The organism is Pseudomonas sp. F007, assembly GCF_057814275.1.
Genome location: NZ_JBVATA010000003.1, coordinates 423,459 through 442,718 on the forward strand (window position 1 = coordinate 423,459; position 19,260 = coordinate 442,718).

The 19,260-nt window shown below is 62.6% G+C and carries 18 protein-coding genes; 11 read left to right on the forward strand and 7 right to left on the reverse strand.

Going from position 1 to position 19,260, the window contains the following annotated elements; translation table 11 throughout:
* Nucleotides 1-174 precede the first annotated feature (174 nt).
* Nucleotides 175-888, forward strand: a complete 714-nt coding sequence (locus ACZYR5_RS09350) for a PqiC family protein (RefSeq protein ID WP_489089362.1) — start codon at nucleotides 175-177, stop codon at nucleotides 886-888.
* Between the two features lie 159 nt (nucleotides 889-1,047).
* On the opposite strand, the gene ACZYR5_RS09355 is transcribed toward ACZYR5_RS09350, so the two are convergent.
* On the reverse strand, nucleotides 1,048-2,592 hold the full coding sequence (locus ACZYR5_RS09355) for an AhpA/YtjB family protein (RefSeq protein WP_489089363.1): 1,545 nt from the start codon (nucleotides 2,590-2,592) through the stop codon (nucleotides 1,048-1,050).
* Between the two features lie 134 nt (nucleotides 2,593-2,726).
* Here ACZYR5_RS09355 and serB point away from each other — a divergent pair, with 134 nt between their 5' ends.
* Nucleotides 2,727-3,941, forward strand: coding sequence for a phosphoserine phosphatase SerB (gene serB / locus ACZYR5_RS09360; RefSeq protein ID WP_489089364.1), 1,215 nt, complete (start codon nucleotides 2,727-2,729; stop codon nucleotides 3,939-3,941).
* Between the two features lie 109 nt (nucleotides 3,942-4,050).
* Here serB and asd read toward each other — a convergent pair whose 3' ends face one another.
* From asd to ACZYR5_RS09375, 3 genes are read right to left on the reverse strand one after another with little or no spacing between them, the layout of a single operon-like run.
* Nucleotides 4,051-4,911 carry an archaetidylserine decarboxylase gene (gene asd / locus ACZYR5_RS09365; RefSeq protein ID WP_489089365.1) on the reverse strand — a complete coding sequence of 287 codons (861 nt, stop codon included), beginning with the start codon at nucleotides 4,909-4,911 and terminating at the stop codon, nucleotides 4,051-4,053.
* A gap of 18 nt (nucleotides 4,912-4,929) precedes the next feature.
* A complete protein-coding gene (gene rhdA / locus ACZYR5_RS09370; RefSeq protein ID WP_489089366.1) occupies nucleotides 4,930-5,745 on the reverse strand; it encodes a thiosulfate sulfurtransferase in 816 nt (271 codons plus the stop codon).
* Nucleotides 5,746-5,787: 42 nt separating this feature from the next.
* Complete coding sequence (locus ACZYR5_RS09375) at nucleotides 5,788-7,314, reverse strand: HDOD domain-containing protein (protein ID WP_489089367.1); 1,527 nt, start codon at nucleotides 7,312-7,314, stop codon at nucleotides 5,788-5,790.
* 166 nt (nucleotides 7,315-7,480) lie between these two features.
* Between ACZYR5_RS09375 and motA the strand changes: the two genes are divergently transcribed.
* Both motA and motB read left to right on the forward strand, forming a co-directional pair.
* Nucleotides 7,481-8,332: a flagellar motor stator protein MotA gene (gene motA / locus ACZYR5_RS09380; RefSeq protein ID WP_489089368.1), complete on the forward strand. Its 852-nt coding sequence runs from the start codon at nucleotides 7,481-7,483 to the stop codon at nucleotides 8,330-8,332.
* A 3-nt stretch (nucleotides 8,333-8,335) separates the two neighbouring features.
* Complete coding sequence (motB, locus tag ACZYR5_RS09385) at nucleotides 8,336-9,361, forward strand: flagellar motor protein MotB (RefSeq protein WP_489089369.1); 1,026 nt, start codon at nucleotides 8,336-8,338, stop codon at nucleotides 9,359-9,361.
* Nucleotides 9,362-9,398: 37 nt separating this feature from the next.
* On the opposite strand, the gene ACZYR5_RS09390 is transcribed toward motB, so the two are convergent.
* Together ACZYR5_RS09390 and rsgA are read right to left on the reverse strand one after the other, a co-directional pair.
* Nucleotides 9,399-9,890 carry a toll/interleukin-1 receptor domain-containing protein gene (locus ACZYR5_RS09390; protein ID WP_489089370.1) on the reverse strand — a complete coding sequence of 164 codons (492 nt, stop codon included), beginning with the start codon at nucleotides 9,888-9,890 and terminating at the stop codon, nucleotides 9,399-9,401.
* A gap of 162 nt (nucleotides 9,891-10,052) precedes the next feature.
* Nucleotides 10,053-11,084 carry a small ribosomal subunit biogenesis GTPase RsgA gene (gene rsgA, locus ACZYR5_RS09395; protein ID WP_489089371.1) on the reverse strand — a complete coding sequence of 344 codons (1,032 nt, stop codon included), beginning with the start codon at nucleotides 11,082-11,084 and terminating at the stop codon, nucleotides 10,053-10,055.
* Nucleotides 11,085-11,191: 107 nt separating this feature from the next.
* On the opposite strand from rsgA, the gene orn reads away from it, so the two are divergent.
* Nucleotides 11,192-11,734 (forward strand): oligoribonuclease, encoded by a 543-nt coding sequence (gene orn / locus ACZYR5_RS09400; protein WP_105754010.1) that lies wholly within the window; start codon nucleotides 11,192-11,194, stop codon nucleotides 11,732-11,734.
* Nucleotides 11,735-11,833: 99 nt separating this feature from the next.
* The gene (locus ACZYR5_RS09405) at nucleotides 11,834-12,445 is read left to right on the forward strand and encodes a trimeric intracellular cation channel family protein (RefSeq protein ID WP_027617524.1); all 612 of its coding nucleotides are present in this window, start codon (nucleotides 11,834-11,836) and stop codon (nucleotides 12,443-12,445) included.
* A gap of 12 nt (nucleotides 12,446-12,457) precedes the next feature.
* Here ACZYR5_RS09405 and queG read toward each other — a convergent pair whose 3' ends face one another.
* Nucleotides 12,458-13,522: a tRNA epoxyqueuosine(34) reductase QueG gene (gene queG, locus ACZYR5_RS09410; RefSeq protein ID WP_489089372.1), complete on the reverse strand. Its 1,065-nt coding sequence runs from the start codon at nucleotides 13,520-13,522 to the stop codon at nucleotides 12,458-12,460.
* Between the two features lie 63 nt (nucleotides 13,523-13,585).
* Here queG and ACZYR5_RS09415 point away from each other — a divergent pair, with 63 nt between their 5' ends.
* From ACZYR5_RS09415 to miaA, 5 genes are read left to right on the forward strand one after another with little or no spacing between them, the layout of a single operon-like run.
* Nucleotides 13,586-14,446 carry an NAD(P)H-hydrate dehydratase gene (locus ACZYR5_RS09415; RefSeq protein WP_489089373.1) on the forward strand — a complete coding sequence of 287 codons (861 nt, stop codon included), beginning with the start codon at nucleotides 13,586-13,588 and terminating at the stop codon, nucleotides 14,444-14,446.
* Nucleotides 14,434-14,904 (forward strand): tRNA (adenosine(37)-N6)-threonylcarbamoyltransferase complex ATPase subunit type 1 TsaE, encoded by a 471-nt coding sequence (gene tsaE, locus ACZYR5_RS09420; protein ID WP_489089374.1) that lies wholly within the window; start codon nucleotides 14,434-14,436, stop codon nucleotides 14,902-14,904. The genes ACZYR5_RS09415 and tsaE overlap by 13 nt, the downstream gene beginning before the upstream one ends.
* 3 nt (nucleotides 14,905-14,907) lie before the next feature.
* Nucleotides 14,908-16,335, forward strand: coding sequence for an N-acetylmuramoyl-L-alanine amidase (locus ACZYR5_RS09425; RefSeq protein WP_489089531.1), 1,428 nt, complete (start codon nucleotides 14,908-14,910; stop codon nucleotides 16,333-16,335).
* A complete protein-coding gene (mutL, locus tag ACZYR5_RS09430; protein WP_489089375.1) occupies nucleotides 16,332-18,254 on the forward strand; it encodes a DNA mismatch repair endonuclease MutL in 1,923 nt (640 codons plus the stop codon). Before ACZYR5_RS09425 ends, mutL begins: the two co-directional genes overlap by 4 nt.
* Complete coding sequence (miaA, locus tag ACZYR5_RS09435; RefSeq protein ID WP_489089532.1) at nucleotides 18,254-19,225, forward strand: tRNA (adenosine(37)-N6)-dimethylallyltransferase MiaA; 972 nt, start codon at nucleotides 18,254-18,256, stop codon at nucleotides 19,223-19,225. The genes mutL and miaA overlap by 1 nt, the downstream gene beginning before the upstream one ends.
* Nucleotides 19,226-19,260 lie beyond the last annotated feature (35 nt).

Below are 19,260 nucleotides of genomic sequence, written 5' to 3' on the forward strand. Positions count from 1 at the left end.
GGTCTAGAGCGCTCGATCTACGATTTAACCCGTAGATCGACGCTTTCGCGCTGGAGTCGCAGGGCATATTCACGGATGATATGGCCTTTCAAGCGCCGGCGTGGTCGAGCGTTCTTCATATTTATTGAGTATTTTCACAGTGAGCGGCCTTATGCTCCTCACCTGGATGGGATGATGACTGTTCTGCGCTTTCCCCTAATTTTGTTGCTCGCCGGCGTTCTTGGCCTGGCGGGTTGCAGCACCCATCAACCGGTGTCGCTGTATCAGCTGGACAGCGGTAGCCCGGCGCAGCCTGCGCAAAGCGCCGGCATGGCGGTTTTGCTTGGTCCGGTGTTGATTGCGGATTACCTGCAGCGTGAAACCCTGTTGCAGCGCCAACCGGACGGCAGCCTGCAAGCCTCGACCGACGGTCGTTGGGCGGGCAGCCTGTCTTCGGACATCAATCAGTTGCTGCTGCGTCAGGTGGCCGGTCACCTCGACAGCCAGCGCGTCGTGCTGGCCCCGGCGACCCTGGGTTTTGCCCCGGACGTTCAGGTGTTGTTGTCGATTACCCGCCTGGATTCGGGCGAGTCGCAACCGGCGGTGCTTGATGCACAGTGGCGCTTGATCGACCGTCGTGGTCAGGTTCGCGACAACCGCATTATTCACCTGCAGGAACAGCACGCTGGCGGCACTGCGGCGCAGGTTCAGGCGCAAGGCATATTGCTGCAGCGCCTGGCCGAGCAACTGTCGGTTGCACTCAAGCCGCTGGCCAACCAGCCCGCTATCGTCGAAGCGCCACGCAAGCCGGCAGCGGTCAAGCCTACGGCGCCAGCGGAGCGGGAGAAACAACCGAAGATCCCGATGGCGGCACCGATTCGTACCGATATGGAAGTGTTCCGCTTCTGATTTTCGCAGACCTGGAGGAGCGAGCCTGCTCGCGAAAGTTTGTAGGCGCCGCGCGCATTCAGGAGGCGCGCGTCATCGTTAACGTTTTTCGCGAGCAAGCTCGCTCCTGCAGACAACAAAAAGCCCGCGAATGCGGGCTTTTTGTTGTCTGCGATTGGCTCAATCCTTGGCGCTGGTCTCGTGCATGCGTGCCAACTGGCGTTCCAGCATCGACGGATAAGGCTCCATCAGGCGTTCGACGCAGCAGGCACCTTCCGGGCTGGCGATAGGGCGGATGCGGGCGCGTTGGCGGATCAGCGCATCGTCGTTGATCTTGCGCTCCACCAGCAGCAGGTTGCGGCTGTGTTGGGACAAGGCCAGGGCGTCCTGGGCGGTTTCGGTCAGCAGCAGGTCGATCTGGCTCAGGCCATGGAGCTCGTCGCCCAGGGTCAGGCCCAGTTGCAGCTGCAGGGTGATGCCACTGTCCGCCACTTCAATCTGCAATTGATGGCCGAGTGCACGCAGCAGTTCGCCGCAGCAAATGGCGTTGGTCAGGTAGTCCTCACCGCTGTCCTGGGTGTGGAACAGCATCAGCGTGCTGCCGTCGTTGAGGGTATGCAGCTCGCTTTCATACAGCGAGGCGGCCTGGTCGAGGCAGTCGCGGTAGCGGTCGAGCAGCTCGGTCAGGCGCGCCCGTGGCAAGCGTCGCAATTGTTCCTGGGCGCCCAGTTGCACCGCCAGTACGGCGCTGAACTGTGGCTGCGTCGAGGCGATGGCCTTGGCTTGTGGCTTGAGCACCACAGGGGCGGTGGCGCTGTCGCGAAGATCGGCGAACGGGTCTTCGTCGTCTTCGTCCGACTCATCCTCAGTCGCCTTGACCACGTGCCGCGGCGCCGCCTTTGCAGCGGGGATCGGGGCGCTTTCGTCGAAGCTCGGGTCGCGCAGGTTGCGCACTTCGAACGCCGGCTCATCGTCTTCGTCTTCGTCGAGGTCTTCGACTTCAGGCTCTGCAACCGGCTCGGGAATCACTGGCTCCGGCGCAAAACTGGCGTGCAGTTGGCGGGCGAGGTCGCCAATTTCGTCCTGGCGCTGGGTGGCCGGGGTGTGTTCGTCGATATCGCGCAACCACACGCGCAGTTGCAGCAGCGGCGTGGAGATGTGCCGCCCCAGGCGCAGGCTCAAGGCCAGGGCCAGGGCCAGCAGGATGGCGCTGAGGATGCCCATGCTTTGCAGGCTGATGGTCATCGGCTGTTCGAACTGATCCATGTCCAGGCTGATGCGCAGTTGGCCGGCATTCACATCCTGAAAGGTGATCTTGCTTTCGTACATGCCCTGGGTTTCACCCAGCAGGCTCTGCTTGGGGCGCTGCCCGGCCTCGGCGAGAATCCGGTTGTCCACGCTATAAATAGCAGCGTGGGCCACCAACGGGTTCTTCGTCAGGTTATTCAGCAAGACGTTGAGGCTGAGGATGTCGTTGGACACCAACAGCTCGGTCGCTGACGTCGCCGTCTGGGTGGTCAGGCTCTGGCCAAGGGCATCGGCCTGCTCGTGCATGGCCTGCTTGAACTGCAGACCCATCACGCAGGCGTAGATCACCAGGGCCAAGGCGACCAGGATCACGTTATGGCTGGCGATGCGCAATGCAATCGGTACACGGCGGTGGCGCAGTGCACGGAAGATCAGCAGGAAGAAGTTATCGGGTTTGACTGGCGTGGGCCGGTTCACTGAGCTCGGCTCTTTTGTCCGTGGAGTTGGAGCGCAGTATAGCGATAGCCCCCAGACCGGCAAAGCGCTCGCTGTGCCCGATGGTCACCGAAAGTGGGTAGAATGCGGTTTTTTTCCACTTGCGGGGGTGCGCCTTGCGCGAAATCGTCCTGATAAACATCACGGGAGTCGACCGTCCGGGTCTGACTGCGGCCATTACCGGTGTACTGGCCCAGGGTGGTGTGAACATTCTCGACATCGGTCAGGCGGTGATTCACGACACGCTGTCGTTCGGCATCCTGGTTGAAATTCCCGACACCGAACAAGGCAAGTCGGTGCTCAAGGACATCCTGTTCACCGCCTACAAGCTCGATCAGCAGGTGCGTTTCACGCCGGTGTCCGAAGAGGATTACCAGCTGTGGGTCGGCAACCAGGGCAAAAAACGTCATATCGTGACCTTGTTGACCCGCAAAGTGACCGCCGAGCAACTGCAGAGCGTGAGCTCGATCACCGCCAAGTACGGCTTGAACATCGATCACATCGATCGCCTGTCCGGGCGCATGCCGCTGGATACCCCGGCCGACAAGGGCAAGGGTTGCATCGAGTTTTCCGTGCGTGGCGAAGCCGCCGATCCGCAGGCCCTGCGTGCCGAGTTCCTCAGCGTTGCCCAGGAATTGAACGTCGATATCGCCTTCCAGGAAGATTCGCTGTTCCGGCGTAACCGTCGCCTGGCGGTGTTCGACATGGACTCGACGCTGATCGAGGCGGAAGTCATCGACGAATTGGCCAAGGCCGCCGGTGTCGGCGAGCAGGTCTCGGAAATCACCGAGCGGGCGATGGCCGGCGAGCTCGATTTCCGTGCCAGCTTCAAGGAGCGCCTGGCGCTGCTCAAGGGCCTGGATGTCAGCGTGCTCGACTCGATCGGCGCCTCATTGCGCCTGACCGAAGGCGCCGAAACCCTGTTCGCCGAACTCAAGCGCCTGGGCTACAAGACGGCGATCCTGTCGGGTGGCTTCACCTACTTCGCCAAGCAACTGCAAGCCAAGCTGGGCATCGACTACGTGTTCGCCAACGAGCTGGAAGTGCTCGACGGCAAGGTCACGGGTGTGGCGGTGGAGCCTATCGTCGACGCGCAACGCAAGGCTGATCTGCTGCGCGAGCTGGCACACAAGGAAGGATTGCGACTGGAACAGACCATTGCGGTCGGGGACGGTGCCAACGATCTGCCGATGCTGGCGATTGCCGGGTTGGGCGTGGCGTTTCGGGCCAAGCCGCTGGTGAAGCAGTCGGCCAAACAGGCGATTTCCACCCTCGGGCTGGATGGCGTGCTGTACCTGCTGGGCTTCCGCGACCGCGACGGCCAGCTGTAACGCCAAAATCCCTTGTAGGAGCGGGCGCCCGCTTGCGGCCTGCTCGCGATGAAGTTGATGCGGTGGGGCTGATGACCCCATCGCGAGCAGGCTCGCTCCTACATGTTAATCAAGCCTTCGGCGAACCCAGCCCCTGGCCCATCACCACTGGCGAACCTGCCGCCAGTTCCTGCGACCACTGCACCTGATCCGGGCCAAACAACACGACAGCCGTCGAACCCAATTTGAAACGACCCAGCTCCGCACCTTTTTCCAGGTGGATTGGCGCGCGGGCGGCTTCGTCGTAGCGGAAGGTTTTCAGTTCGCGCTTGGGTGGCGTGACCAGGCCGGCCCAGACGGTTTCGATCGAGGCGACGATCATCGCACCCACCAGCACCACGGCCATCGGCCCGCGCTCGGTGTCGAAAATGCACGCCACGCGCTCGTTGCGGGCAAACAGTTCCGGTACGTTTTCTGCGGTGGTCTGGTTGACCGAGAAGATCCGGCCAGGAATGTAGACCATTTCGCGCAGGGTGCCGGCCAGCGGCATGTGCACGCGGTGGTAGTCCTTCGGCGAGAGGTAGATGGTGGCGAAATCACCGCCCATGAACGGCGCCGCATTGGCCGCGTCACCGCCGAGCAGTTCCAGCACGCTGAAACTGTGGCCCTTGGCCTGGAAGACCCGGCCGTGTTCGATCGGGCCAAGCTGGCTGACCGCACCGTCGGCCGGGCTGAGGATAGCGCCCGGGGTTTGATCCAGCGGCCGCGCGCCGTCTTTCAGGGCACGGGTGAAAAAGGCGTTGAAGTGCTCATAGGCGGTCAGGTCTTCGACCAGGGCCTGGGACATGTCCACCTGATAGCGCTTGGCGAACCACGCGGTGAAGGCGTTCTTGAACCAGCGCACGCGGCATTCGGCAACGCAGCCGGCCAGGCGCGACAGCAGGTGGTGAGGCAGCAGGTACTGACTGATGATGAACAAGCGATTTTTCATTGGGTGTCCTTAAAAACCTTAAATCTCAACGGGCGTATCGGGGTGGTTGCCCCATTCGCCCCATGAACCGGCGTAGCCTTTGACCCGCGGATAACCGAGTGCCTTGGCCACCAGATAAGTGAAGCCAGAGCGGTGGTGGGTCTGGCAGTGAGTAATGATTTCCTTGTCAGCGGTGATGCCGAGCTGCTCGAGGATCTGCGGCATGTCGCGGCGGATCCGCAGGTTGCGCGCCTGATCCATGCCGGCGGTCCACTCGAAGTTGATCGCGCCGGGGATGTGTCCGGCTTTGGCGGCCAGGACTTTTTCGCCGGAATATTCCAGCGGCCCGCGGGCGTCCCAGATCGCCAGGTCGGCCGCACCGAGGCGGCTTTGCAGGTACTCGCGAGTGGCGGTGGGCGCCTCGTGCAGGGTCAGCGCCACCGGGCTGCCGACGGCCGGCGGTACTTCGGTGGAGGTCGGCAAGCCTTCAGCCAGCCAGGCCAGCAGCCCGCCGTCGAGGTAGTGGTAACGCGTGTGGCCGATGACATCCAGCAGCCAGATGAAACGCCCGGCCCAGCCACCGCCTTCGTCGTCGTACACCACGTAGACCGCGTCCGGGTTGTGCCCCAGTTCGCCGAACAAGGCTTCGAGCGCTGCTTGCGGCGGCATCAGGCCCGGCGCGGGCGGCTGACCCAATTGGGTGCGCTTTGGGTCGACGAAGCGTGCGCCGGGGATATGGCCCTCGGCGTAGCGGGCGCTACTGGTCAGGTCGACCAGAATCAATTCGCGGGCGTCGAGACGGGCGCTCAGGTCGCTCGGTTCGATGACCAGCGCCAAGCCAGAGAAGTCAGACATGTGAGGTCTCCAGAGCACAAAGGGGAGGATTGTAGCGCAGCGTCATTGGCCGCGGTGGCTAAAGCTGTGCAGGGCCTTTTCGAGACATTGCGCGGTTTTGCCGAAAGCTTGCACGGTGATGTCGGAGAACGCCCCGCCACCCTGATCCGCCACCAGCACCATGAGCACCTTGCCATTGATCGCCACTGAACGCAGCAGCAGGTGTTCGCCACTGAACAACTCGCGCAGGTTGGCTGGCAGGTGGGCGCTGAACTGCGCGTGATTGGCAGGTGTCAGGCGCAGTTGTGCCGGTTGTGCCAGCAGGCGTTGCAGGACGCTGCTCTGGCTGACCAGCAGATTCAGTGCGGCGGCATCCTGACCGAGGCCGAGAGTCTGGTGGGCGCGTAGCTGGCTCTGGCTGCGATCGGCCATCAGCAGCACGGCGCGACGCAGGCCGCAGGCCGCCAGGGCGTCGCGGGCGCAGGTGGTCAGGTGCAGGGCGTTGCTGAACGGGCTCGGCTCGGCCAGCAACTGCGCGCAGTGTTTGCGCCATTGCGCCAGGTCCTCGGCCGTTGGCCCGGCGGGCGAACGGTCGCGTTGTTCGTCGGCATTGCCCCAAGGCCACAGCAGCGCCTCGGCCGGGTGCCATATATCGGGCATGGCGTGGTTGCGCGCGCTCTGCGCGGCCTGCTGATGCTGCTGCTGTTGCACCTCATCCATGGGGATTTGCAGGTACAGACTGGTCAGGAACTGCCAGCGCAAGGTGTGCGGACTGACCCAGGAGCGTTGCGCCGACAGCGCCAGGCCGTTGGCCAGCAATACGGTGTTGGCCGGCTGATTGAGCCAGCGGCGCAGGGTTGGGTCATCGTCCAGGCGGTTTTGTTGGCGCAAGGGGTGATCGGCGTCTCGCGCGATCAGCAGGACCTTGGCCAGCTCGCGCTGTTCGCTGATCAACAGCCGATAACCCTGTGCGACCCAGTACGGCAGGCGCCACAGTTCCACCAGGGTCTGGCACAGCTCCAGCAGGTGCACGCCGAACAGCTCTTTTTCAACCTTGTGCGCCGCCTCGCCGTTGTGGATAACCCGGCGCTCCCAGTCTTCCAGGCGTTGCGGGTCGCTGAGCGCCAACGGCCACAGCGGTGCCAGGAACAGCAGGCTGCCCCAATGGATGTCCTGCCACAAACGCGCCAGGCGACTGGCGAAAAAGCCATTGGCCTGTTGCGAGGCGTGCTGGCTGATCATCTGCAGCTTGCGCAGCGCCGGCGGGATTTCGTTCTGCGGGACGGCGGGCAGGCGGGCGAGCAGTTGCGCGGTGCGCTTGAGGCCAAGACGGGTGATCGCCACCTCGAGGTTTTCGCAGGGCTCGGTGAGGCTGCTGCTGACATGCCGGTTGGCTTCGCGAATCACGCTCAGCGCCAGCGCCGGGCTGCCCTGGATCAGGTCGGCAATTTCGCGCAACGAGCTGCGCGGATTGTTCAGCGCCCGGCTCACCCGGTCATGGCTGGCCAGCGGTACAGGCAAGATCACGCTGTCGAGACGCTTGACCCAGTCCTGGAGTGTGGAAGGTGTGGAGTTGGTTGCATTAGCCATGGTCGGGCGCGGTCACCGTTGACTTCAAACACGCCCGAGTGGGGGCAAATTGGCTTTTCGCCATAACTGGCTATAGTCTGGCGCAGTTTTGCCGATAAGTAGAAGAAGAGATTGTTTAACTTCCGAATATGACCTTGAACCCGACTTAAGTAAGTACCTTCTACCTATGGCTAAAATTATCGGCATCATCGTCGTATTCGCGAGCGTGCTCGGCGGATACGTGCTTTCTCACGGCAAGATTGCCGCCCTGATCCAACCCTTCGAGGTGATGATCATCGGTGGCGCGGCGCTGGGTGCATTCCTCCAGGCGAACCCCGGCTACATGACCAAGCACGTGCTCAAGAAATCCCTGAGCATGTTCGGCACGCGCTTTACCCACGCCTTCTACCTGGAGGTGTTGGGCCTGATCTACGAGATCCTCAACAAGAGCCGTCGCGAAGGCATGATGGCGATCGAGGCGGACATTGAAGACGCCGCTGCCAGCCCGATTTTTGCCAAGTACCCGACCGTTCTCAAGGACGAGCGCATGACCGCTTTCGTCTGCGATTACCTGCGCATCATGTCCTCCGGCAACATGGCGCCCCATGAGCTCGAAGGCCTGTTCGACATGGAGCTCTACAGCCTCAAGGAAGACCTGGAGCACCCGTCCCACGCGGTGAACGGCATCGCCGACGGTATGCCCGGCTTCGGTATCGTTGCGGCGGTACTGGGGATCGTGGTGACCATGGCGTCGCTGGGTGAAGGCGACCAGGCATCCATCGGCCTGCACGTGGGCGCGGCGCTGGTGGGTACCTTCTTCGGTATTCTCGCGGCCTACGGTTTCTTCGGCCCATTGGCTCACTCCCTGGCCCACGATGCCAAGGAAGAGCTGAACACCTACGAAGCGATCAAGGCGTCGCTGGTGGCCTCGGCTTCCGGCATGCCGCCCTCGCTGGCGGTGGAATTCGGGCGCAAAGTGCTGTACCCGGCGCACCGTCCGAGCTTTGCCGAGCTGGAACAAGCGGTTCGCGGTCGCTAAGTCATGGAAAACAATCAGCCGATAATCATCAAGCGCGTCAAGCGCATTGCTGGCGGGCATCACGGGGGCGCGTGGAAAATCGCCTTCGCTGACTTCGCCACGGCGATGATGGCGTTCTTCCTGGTGCTGTGGCTGTTGTCCACGGCCACGCCGGAACAGAAGATCGCCATCGCCGGTTATTTCAAGGATCCGATCGGCTTCACCGAGAGCGGCACACCCTACGTCATTGACCTGGGTGGTTCACCGGAACTGGCGCCCGACCAGACCCTCAACCCGGAAGCCAAGTTCCAGCCGCAGCCGGACAAGGTCACGGTCGATACCGATCAGGTCGAAGGCATGGCCGAGCAGGTCGAGCAGGAGCGCCTCGAGCTGTTGCTGCAGGAATTGCAGAACAAGGTCGAAGAAAATCCGCAACTGCAGAAGTTCAAGGACCAGATTCTGTTCGAGATCACCCCGGACGGCCTGCGCATCCAGATCATCGATTCGGAAAACCGGCCGATGTTCGATTCCGGCAGCGCACGCCTGAAACCGTACTTCGAAGACATCCTGCTGGCCATGGCCGACACCATCAAGGCGGTGCCGAACAAGATCAGCATCAGCGGCCACACCGATGCCAAGCCGTACACCGGCTCGGGCGATTTCGGCAACTGGGAGCTGTCGTCCAATCGCGCCAACGCCGCCCGTCGAGCCTTGGTCGCCGGCAGCTATCCCGAGGCCCAGGTGGCGCGGGTGGTGGGCTATGCCTCGTCGGCGTTGTTCGATCGGGAGAACCCGTTCAACCCGGTCAACCGGCGCATCGACATTGTCGTGCTGACCAAGAAAGCCCAGCGCGCCATCGAAGGCGAGCAAGGTGCCGAGCCTGCTCCTGCTCCTGCGCCGACCCAGGGCCAGGGTGCGCCAGGCGAAGTGCCGGCCGATCCCCATGCCCTGCCGGCCGACCAGCAACCATTGCCGGCCCATGAGTTGCGCGAGCGTTTGAACCTGTTCGACGATCCCGCGCCCAAGCCGGCCGAGCCGCCGAAACAGTGAGAAAAAGCCGACAGCAATGTCGGCTTTTTTCTGCCTCTTAGAAACCGCGGCGGATGCGCGCCTTGAGTTCGTTGTGGAAGCGTTCGGCATTGGTTTTGTTGCTGGTGTGCAGCCACTCGTTGTCGATATCCGCGTCCAGGTTCAGTGAGCGACGGAGTGTCTGTTCGTTGCGGTAGGCATCGATGAAGAAGTCGAGATCGGCGATTTTTGCCAGGCGGGGCCATTTGTCGAGGTAGCCGGGCAGTTCACTGGCGCCGGTCTTGAAGGTGCAGATACGCCGATTGCAGATAGTCGCCTCGCCCAGGGCAAACGGCAGCCACCAGGACTGCGCAGACTTGTCGCTGGCCAGCGCCAGCAAGTGACTGCATTCGCCGATATTGCGGGTGATCAAGCCGGTCATGTCGTCGGTGGTCTGGGATTCCGGGTCCAGGACCTCCAGGCAGGTCTGGATGTTCGCCTGCATCAGGCGATTGTTGATGAGGATGGCGTGCGGGCGATCCATGTGGCGGTAGCTGATGAATACAGGCATTGAGTGAGTCCCTTGAGCGCGAAGTGGGACTGACTGTAGGAGAAGGGCCCGGGGCAGCAAGGCGGCCGAGCGCAAAGAGACGATTCCTTCGCTAGAAGGAAAAAATTCTTACAGAAGGTTTTTACCTGGCACGGACACCTGCGTCCGTGCCAGATCGTCTGATCAGTAGCTGGTTTCGGGCAGGCTGGCGATGATCGAGCGATAGCTGTTCATCCGCTGTTGCTGCACGCGGCCGTCTTCCAGGGCCTTGAGCAGGGCGCAACCTGGCTCGCGGTCGTGCTTGCAGTCGCGGAAACGGCAGGTGCCAATCAAGTCGTTGAACTCGATAAAACCGGCCTCGACGTCGTGACGGCTGACGTGGCCGAGGCCGAATTCGCGGATGCCCGGGGAGTCAATCAGCTCACCGCCACCGGGGAAGTGAAACAGGCGCGCGGTGGTCGTGGTGTGGGTGCCTTGGCCGGACAGCTCGGACAGCGGGCCGACACGGGTTTCGACGTCCGGCAGCAGGCTGTTGACCAGCGACGACTTACCGACACCGGACTGGCCGACGAACACGCTGATACGCCCGTCCAGCTGTTCCTGCAGGGTTTGCATGCCATTGCCGTGATGCGCCGAAACTTCCAGCACCGGGTAGCCGAGGGTGCGGTACACCTCCAGCAGGGCATTCAGTGCGGGCGCGTTGTGCTCGTCGATCAGGTCGAACTTGTTGAGCAACAGCAACGGGCGAATGCCGGCGTGTTCGGCGGCCACCAGGTAGCGGTCGATCAGGTTGGCATGGGGCTCGGGCAGCGGGGCGAAGACGATCACGATCATGTCGACGTTGGCCGCCACCGGCTTGAGCTGGCCACGGCTGTCCGGGCGACACAGTTCGGTGTGGCGCGGTAGCTGGGCGACGATGACCCCGATGCCCTGGTTGCCGGCACGCCAGACCACCTGGTCACCGGTCACCAGCGCTGGCAGGTTGGCGCGCAAGTGACAGCGGAATACCTGGCCGGCCAATTCGCCGTCACGGGCTTCGACTTCGACCTGCACGCCGAAGTGCGCAATCACCAGGCCCGTCTGTTCGGGGCCCAGGTCCCCACCTTCCAGCGCTTCGACGGCGGAGGATTCGCGTTTGGCGGCGCGGGCTGCGCGCTCGCCCTGAATCTTTTCGATGCGCCAGTTTTGACGACGATTGAGTTGGCGTTTGGCCATGGGTGTTCCGTGTTGATAATGCAGCGATTAGGTAAAACGGTCGCGAGTTTAGCACGCCCGCGCAGTCGCCTAGGCTAAACTGCGCAACTACGCCGAGGAGCCGACACATGCAAAACCCGCAGAATCTGATCTGGATCGACCTGGAAATGACCGGTCTGAACCCGGACACCGACGTCATCATCGAAATGGCGACCATCGTCACCGACAGCAACCTCAACACCCTGGCCGAAGGTCCGGTGATCGCCATCCATCACAGCGACGCGATCCTCGCCGGCATGGATGAGTGGAACACCCGTCAGCACGGCGGTTCCGGCCTGACCCAGCGCGTGCGCGAGAGCAAGATCAGCATGGCCGAGGCCGAGGCCCAGACCATCGCGTTTCTCGAGCAGTGGGTGCCCAAGGGCAAGTCGCCGATCTGTGGCAACAGCATCTGCCAGGACCGCCGCTTCCTTTATACCCACATGAAATCCCTGGAAAGCTATTTCCACTACCGCAACCTTGACGTCTCGACACTCAAGGAGCTGGCAGCTCGATGGGCGCCGGACGTACGCGACAGCTTCAAGAAAGGCAGCACGCACCTGGCGCTGGACGACATCCGTGAGTCGATCGCCGAACTGCAGCATTACCGCAAGCATTTCATCAAGGCTTGATCCACTTATATAAAGAAGGGCGGCTATTTCACGCGCTGCCCCCTTTTGGTGCTCGGGTGTTCTGAGTAGACTGCGCGCCTTCCTGCCAGGACCGCCGCCATGTTGTTGATGCTTTACCTGATTGCCATTACTGCTGAAGCCATGACCGGCGCGCTGTCTGCCGGGCGTCGCGGGATGGATTGGTTTGGTGTGGTGTTGATCGCCTGCATCACCGCGCTGGGCGGTGGTTCGGTACGTGATGTATTGCTGGGCCATTACCCGCTGACCTGGGTCAAGCACCCTGAGTACCTGGTGCTGACCTCCGTGGCGGCGATGATCACGGTGTTCACCGCACGCTGGATGCGTCACCTGCGCTCATTGTTCCTGGTGCTGGATGCCGTGGGGTTGGTGGCGTTTACCCTGATCGGCTGCATGACGGCGCTGGAAATGGGCCATGGCATGCTGGTGGCCTCCGTCAGCGGGGTGATCACCGGGGTCTTCGGTGGCATCCTGCGCGACATCTTCTGCAACGACATTCCCTTGATCTTCCGCCGCGAGCTGTACGCCAGCGTCTCGTTTGCCGCTGCCTGGTGCTACATGTTCTGCATTTACCTGCAGTTGCCGGGCGAGCAAGCGATCCTGATCACCCTGTTTGGCGGTTTTCTGCTGCGCTTGCTGGCGATCCGCTTTCACTGGGAAATGCCCAAGTTCGTCTACAACGACCAGGCCTGACGGACGCTCGCGTTACTGCATGCCGTGCTGCTTGAGGGCCCAGGCCACATGCTCGCGGACCAGTTCGGACGGGTGGTCGGCGCGGGCTTTCAAGGCTTCCAGCACCGGAATGCTCGAGGGCGCATTGCCCAGACCCACCGCCAGGTTGCGCAGCCAGTTTTCGTACCCGGTGCGGCGCAAGGGCGAACCTTCGGTGCTGCTGAGGAATGTCTCCTCGTCCCATAGGAAAAGCACCGCCAGTTCTGCGTTATCCAGATTGTGCCGTGGGGTGAAGTCGCTTTCGCCGGACGGACGGGCGAAGCGGTTCCACGGGCAGACGATCTGACAGTCGTCGCAACCGAACACGCGATTGCCGATCAGTGGTCGCAGGTCTTCGGGGATGGCGCCCTTGAGTTCGATGGTCAGGTAGGAAATGCAGCGTCGGGCGTCGAGCACGTAGGGGCCGACAAAAGCATTGGTCGGGCAGATATCCAGACAGGCGCTGCAGCGACCGCAATGTTCGGTGGCATGGGGCGGGTCGACCGGCAGGGGCAGGTCGACGAACAGCTCGGCGAGGAAGAAGTAACTGCCGGCCTTGCGATTCAGGACCAGGGTGTTTTTACCGATCCAACCCAGGCCGGCTTGCTCGGCAATGGCTTTTTCCAGGACCGGCGCGCTGTCGACGAAGGCGCGGAAACCGAAGGGGCCGATGTGCGCCTGAATCTTGTCCGCCAGTTGCTGCACGCGTTTACGGATCAATTTGTGATAATCGCGGCCCAAGGCATAACGGGACACGTAGGCTTTTTCCGGCTGGGCCAGGACTTGCGCCATTTTGCTGTCGCCGGCCAGGTAGTCCATGCGCAGGGAAACCACGCGCAACGTGCCGGGTACCAGTTCCTCGGGATGTGAGCGCTTGCTGCCGTGAGCGCCCATGTAGTCCATTTCGCCGTGGTAGCCGGCTTCCAGCCAGCGCTCCAGGTGTTGTTCATGCTCGCCCAGGTCCAGGCCACTGATGCCGACTTGTTGAAAGCCCAGCTCGCGTCCCCAGTCCTTGATCGATTGGGCGAGAGCGGGGAGGTCTGTAGTAATAGCAGGCATGGGACAAGAGAAACCGGAGCTGAGATGCGTATAATTCTGCCAGACATCGGAGCCTGAAGACGCATGCCGCAGACAAAACACGATTTACCCGACGTTCAGTTACTGGACGCCGCTCATTTGCCGACACTGGCTCCACGCTCTGCGCACGCCCATAAAGGCCAGTTCGGTCATGTCCTGTTGATCGGCGGTGATCGCGGTTTTGGCGGTGCGATCCTGCTCAGCGCCCAAAGCGCCTTGCGCAGCGGTGCTGGCCTGGTGTCACTGGCGACTCGCAGCGAGCATGTGCCGGCAGCCCTGGCGCGGTTGCCGGAAGTGATGGCGCTGGGCACTTCGTCTGCCAACCAGTTGATGGGCCTGCTGGATCAGGCTTCGGTGCTGGTGGTCGGTCCGGGGCTGGGGCAGGGCGCCTGGGGTCGCAGTCTGTTGTCGGCGGCGGCGAATGCGCCGTTGCCGCAAGTCTGGGATGCCGATGCCCTGAACCTGCTGGCCCAGGGCGGGGTGAGCCTGCCCAAGGACTGCGTGATCACGCCGCATCCGGGTGAGGCCGCTCGTTTATTGGGAATTTCGACAGCTGAGGTTCAGGCTGATCGCCTTAGCGTGGCGCGCGCGTTGAGCCAGCGCTTTGCCGCCGTCACGGTCTTGAAAGGCGCTGGCAGTCTGATCGCCAGTCCGGACGGGCGGGTCTATCGCTGCGACAAAGGGCATCCGGCCATGGCCAGTGCCGGTCTCGGCGATGTGCTGAGTGGTCTGCTCGGGGCCTTGCTGGCCCAGGGCATGAATGCATTTGAAGCGGCAACGCTGGGTGTCTGGCTGCACGCCGTGGCGGGCGAGCGTGAAGGCCGGCTGGGGCGTGGGCTGGCGGCCAGTGATTTGATTCCCGTCATTCGTCAGTTGTTGGAGGAGCAAGCACCGTGTCAGAAGTAACCCTGTACCTGGCGGATGAACAAGCCATGAGCGACTTCGGTGCACGCATCGCCCGTGTCACCGCAGGGCATGGCCTGATCTTCCTGGAAGGCAATCTCGGGATGGGCAAGACCACGCTGTCACGGGGCATCATTCGTGGCCTGGGCCATAGCGGTGCGGTAAAAAGTCCGACCTTTACCTTGGTCGAGCCTTACGAGATCGGCGAGGTTCGTGCCTTCCATTTTGATTTGTATCGGTTGGTCGATCCGGAAGAGCTGGAATTCCTCGGTATCCGCGATTACTTCGAAGATGATGCCCTGTGCCTCATCGAGTGGCCCGATAAAGGTGCAGGCTTTTTGCCAAAGCCCGACCTGACCATTACCATTAGCCCGCAAGACAGCGGGCGTTCGCTGACAATTTTATCCCAGGGGTCGCGTGGCGAGGCCTGGTGTGCCGCTTTGGCATCGGAAATCAAATAAATGATGGGGTTAGGTATGCGCTTTCGCGCGTTGGTTGCTGTCGTGGGAATGCTGCTTACGGCGGTGGCCGTTGATGCCATGGCCGCGACCAAGGTCAACAGTGTTCGCCTGTGGCGGGCGCCGGACAACACGCGACTGGTGTTCGACCTGTCGGGCACCGTCCAGCACAGCGTCTTTACCCTGACGGCCCCGGATCGCCTGGTGATCGACATCAACGGCGCCGTGCTGGGTGCGCCGCTGAACGTGGCCACTGCCAACACGCCGATTACCGCCATGCGCTCGGCGCAGCGCACGCCAACCGACCTGCGGGTGGTCATCGACCTGAAAAAGGCCGTGACCCCGAAAAGCTTCGTGTTGCCGCCCAACGCTCAGTACGGCAACCGCCTGGTGGTCGACCTGTTCGACAACCCGGCCGATGCCGCACCTGCGCCAGTACCGACCCCCAGCGTGGCGACCGTACCGGCCGTGCCCGTGACGCCGACCGAACCCGCGATCAAATTGCCACCAGCCCCGGCAGGCAAACGCGACATCATCGTGGTCATCGACGCCGGTCACGGTGGCGAAGACCCGGGCGCTTCCGGCTCCCGCGGCCAGCGTGAGAAAGACGTGGTGCTGGCCATTGCCCGCGAGCTACAGCGCCAGGTCAACGGCATGAAAGGTTTCCGCGCCGAACTGACCCGTACTGGCGACTATTTCATTCCGTTGCGCGGTCGTACCGAAATCGCCCGCAAGAAGGGCGCCGACCTGTTCGTCTCGATCCACGCCGACGCCGCACCGTCGAAGGCCGCGTTCGGTGCTTCGGTATTTGCCCTGTCCGACCGTGGCGCCACCTCCGAGACCGCACGTTGGCTGGCCGACAGTGAAAACCGTTCCGACCTGATCGGCGGTGCCGGCAACGTCAGCCTCGATGACAAGGACCGCATGCTCGCCGGCGTTCTGCTCGACCTGTCGATGACGGCCTCGCTGACCTCCAGCCTGAACGTCGGGCAGAAAGTCCTGAGCAACATTGGTCGAGTCACGCCGCTGCACAAACAGCGCGTCGAGCAAGCCGGCTTCATGGTGCTGAAATCCCCGGATATCCCGTCGATCCTGGTGGAAACCGGGTTCATCTCCAACGCCAACGAAGCCTCGAAACTGGCAGCTGCCAGCCACCAGCAAGCGCTGGCGCGTTCGATCAGCAGTGGTGTGCGGCAGTTCTTCCAGCAGAACCCACCGCCGGGCACCTACATTGCCTGGCTGCGCGACTCCGGGAAAATCGCCCAGGGACCGCGTGACCATACCGTGCGTCCTGGCGAAACCCTGGCGATGATCGCCGTGCGCTACCAGGTGTCCGCAGCGACGCTGCGCAGCGCCAATAGCCTGCAAAGTGATGAACTGAAAATCGGTCAACACCTGAACATCCCGGGCTCCGAACTGGCGGCCAAGGAATGAGCGAGCCCCTGAACAGCGGCGCGCGCATCGAGCTGCTCAGCCCGCGCCTGGCGAACCAGATCGCCGCCGGCGAAGTGGTCGAGCGCCCGGCCTCGGTGATCAAGGAGTTGCTGGAGAACAGCCTCGATTCCGGCGCCAGGCGCATCGATGTGGATGTTGAGCAGGGCGGCGTCAAGTTGCTGCGGGTGCGTGACGACGGTCGCGGCATCCCCGCCGACGACTTGCCGCTGGCCCTGGCCCGGCACGCCACGAGCAAGATCCGCAACCTTGAAGACCTCGAACAGGTGATGAGCCTGGGCTTTCGCGGTGAGGCGCTGGCATCCATCAGTTCCGTGTCGCGCCTGACCCTGACCTCGCGCACCCGGGATGCCGATCAGGCCTGGCAGGTGGAAACCGAAGGCCGTGAAATGGCCAGCCGGGTCCAGCCGGCCGCCCATCCGGTGGGCACCTCGGTGGAAGTGCGTGACCTGTTCTTCAACACGCCCGCGCGGCGCAAGTTTCTCAAGACCGAAAAAACCGAATTCGATCACCTGCAAGAAGTGATCAAGCGCCTGGCCCTGGCGCGCTTCGACGTGGCGTTCCACCTGCGGCACAACGGCAAGACCATCCTCAGCCTGCACGAGGCCCACGATGACGCAGCCCGTGCTCGGCGAGTAGCGGCGATTTGTGGCGCGGGTTTCCTGGAGCAGGCGCTGCCGATCGAAATCGAGCGCAATGGCCTGCATTTATGGGGATGGGTTGGCTTGCCGACGTTCAACCGCAGCCAGGCTGACCTGCAGTATTTCTTCGTCAACGGCCGTGCGGTGCGCGACAAGCTGGTGGCCCATGCGGTGCGCCAGGCCTATCGCGATGTGCTGTTCAATGGCCGGCACCCGACTTTCGCGCTGTTTTTCGAAGTCGACCCGGCGGCAGTCGACGTCAACGTGCACCCCACCAAGCACGAAGTGCGCTTCCGTGACGGGCGCATGGTCCACGATTTTCTCTATGGCACGCTGCACCGGGCCCTGGGTGATGTCCGTCCGGAAGACCAGTTGGCGGCGCCAGCGGCGGTCACCGGCATGGTGCGCCCGACCGGCCTGGAAGCGGGCGAGTTCGGCCCGCAAGGCGAAATGCGCCTGGCGGCCAATGCGCTGCTCGAGCAGCCGCAGGCCCAGCCATCCTTTAATACCACCCAGGCAGCGGGTTCGGCTGCCGGCGCCGGCTTTCAGTACCAGTACAGCCCGCGTCCGCAATCTTCCGGCGTGCCAGTAGCGGAAGCCCGGGCCGCCTATCGCGAGTTCTTTGCGCCGCTGCCCGAGGCCAACGCAACGGCGTTGCCGGCCGGTCAGGATGACATTCCACCGTTGGGCTACGCCCTGGCGCAACTCAAGGGCATTTATATCCTTGCGGAAAACGCTCAGGGGCTGGTGTTGGTGGACATGCACGCGGCCCATGAGCGGATCATGTACGAGCGCCTGAAAGTGGCGATGGCCAGTGAAGGCTTGAGCGGCCAGCCATTGCTGGTCCCGGAATCGCTCGCCGTCAGCCAGCGCGAAGCCGATTGCGCCGAAGAGCACGTCAGTTGGTTCCAGCGCCTGGGCTTCGAACTGCAGCGGCTCGGTCCGGAAACGTTGGCAATCCGCCAGATTCCGGCGCTGCTCAAGCAGGCCGAGGCCAATCGCCTGGTGCAGGATGTGCTCGCCGACCTGATGGAGTACGGCACCAGCGACCGTATCCAGGCGCACCTCAACGAACTGCTCGGGACCATGGCCTGCCACGGCGCAGTGCGCGCCAACCGGCGTCTGGCCCTGCCGGAAATGAACGGTCTGCTGCGTGACATGGAAAGCACCGAACGCAGTGGTCAATGCAACCATGGCCGACCGACCTGGACCCAATTGGGGCTGGACGATCTGGACAAACTGTTTCTGCGCGGTCGCTGATGAGCCCACTTCCTCCAGCGATATTCCTGATGGGCCCGACCGCTGCGGGCAAGACCGACCTGGCGATCGAGCTGACCAAGGTCCTGCCGTGCGAGCTGATCAGCGTCGATTCGGCTTTGGTCTACCGGGGCATGGACATCGGCACCGCCAAGCCTTCAAAAGAATTACTGGCCGAGCATCCTCATCGGCTGATCGATATTCTCGACCCGGCCGAGGCCTATTCGGCGGCCGATTTTCGCCGTGATGCCCTGGAAGCCATGGCCGATATCACCGCGCGCGGCAAGATCCCGCTGCTGGTGGGCGGTACCATGCTCTATTACAAGGCCTTGATAGACGGCCTGGCGGAGATGCCGGCGGCCGACCCACAGGTTCGCGCCGACATCGAAGAAGAAGCCGCGCGCCTTGGCTGGCAGGCATTGCACGAGCAGTTGGCGCTGATAGATCCCGTCTCTGCCGCGCGAATTCACCCCAATGATCCGCAGCGATTGAGCCGCGCCCTGGAAGTCTATCTGGTCAGCGGCCAGAGCATGACCGAGCTGCGCGCACGACAATCTGCGCAAAGTACTGAAGCAGGCGCTTCGGGGCGCCCACAATTGCCCTATACTGTCGCAAACTTGGCCATTGCCCCGGCAAACCGCCAGGTACTGCACGAACGAATTAAACAAAGATTCACACAAATGTTGGAACAGGGATTCATCGACGAGGTCGTAGCCCTGCGTAAAAGAAGTGACCTGCATGCCGGGTTGCCGTCTATACGCGCAGTGGGTTATCGACAAGTCTGGGATTACCTGGATGGCAAGCTGACGCCAGCCGAGATGCAGGAGCGTGGAATCATCGCCACGCGCCAATTGGCCAAGCGTCAGTTCACCTGGTTGCGCAGTTGGACCGACCTGCACTGGTTGGACAGTCTCGATTGCGACAATCTGCCACGCGCCTTGAAATACTTGGGATCGGTCTCCATATTGAGCTGAGTCCCTGCAATTGCCGTCTATCCTTGGGGGTGTGA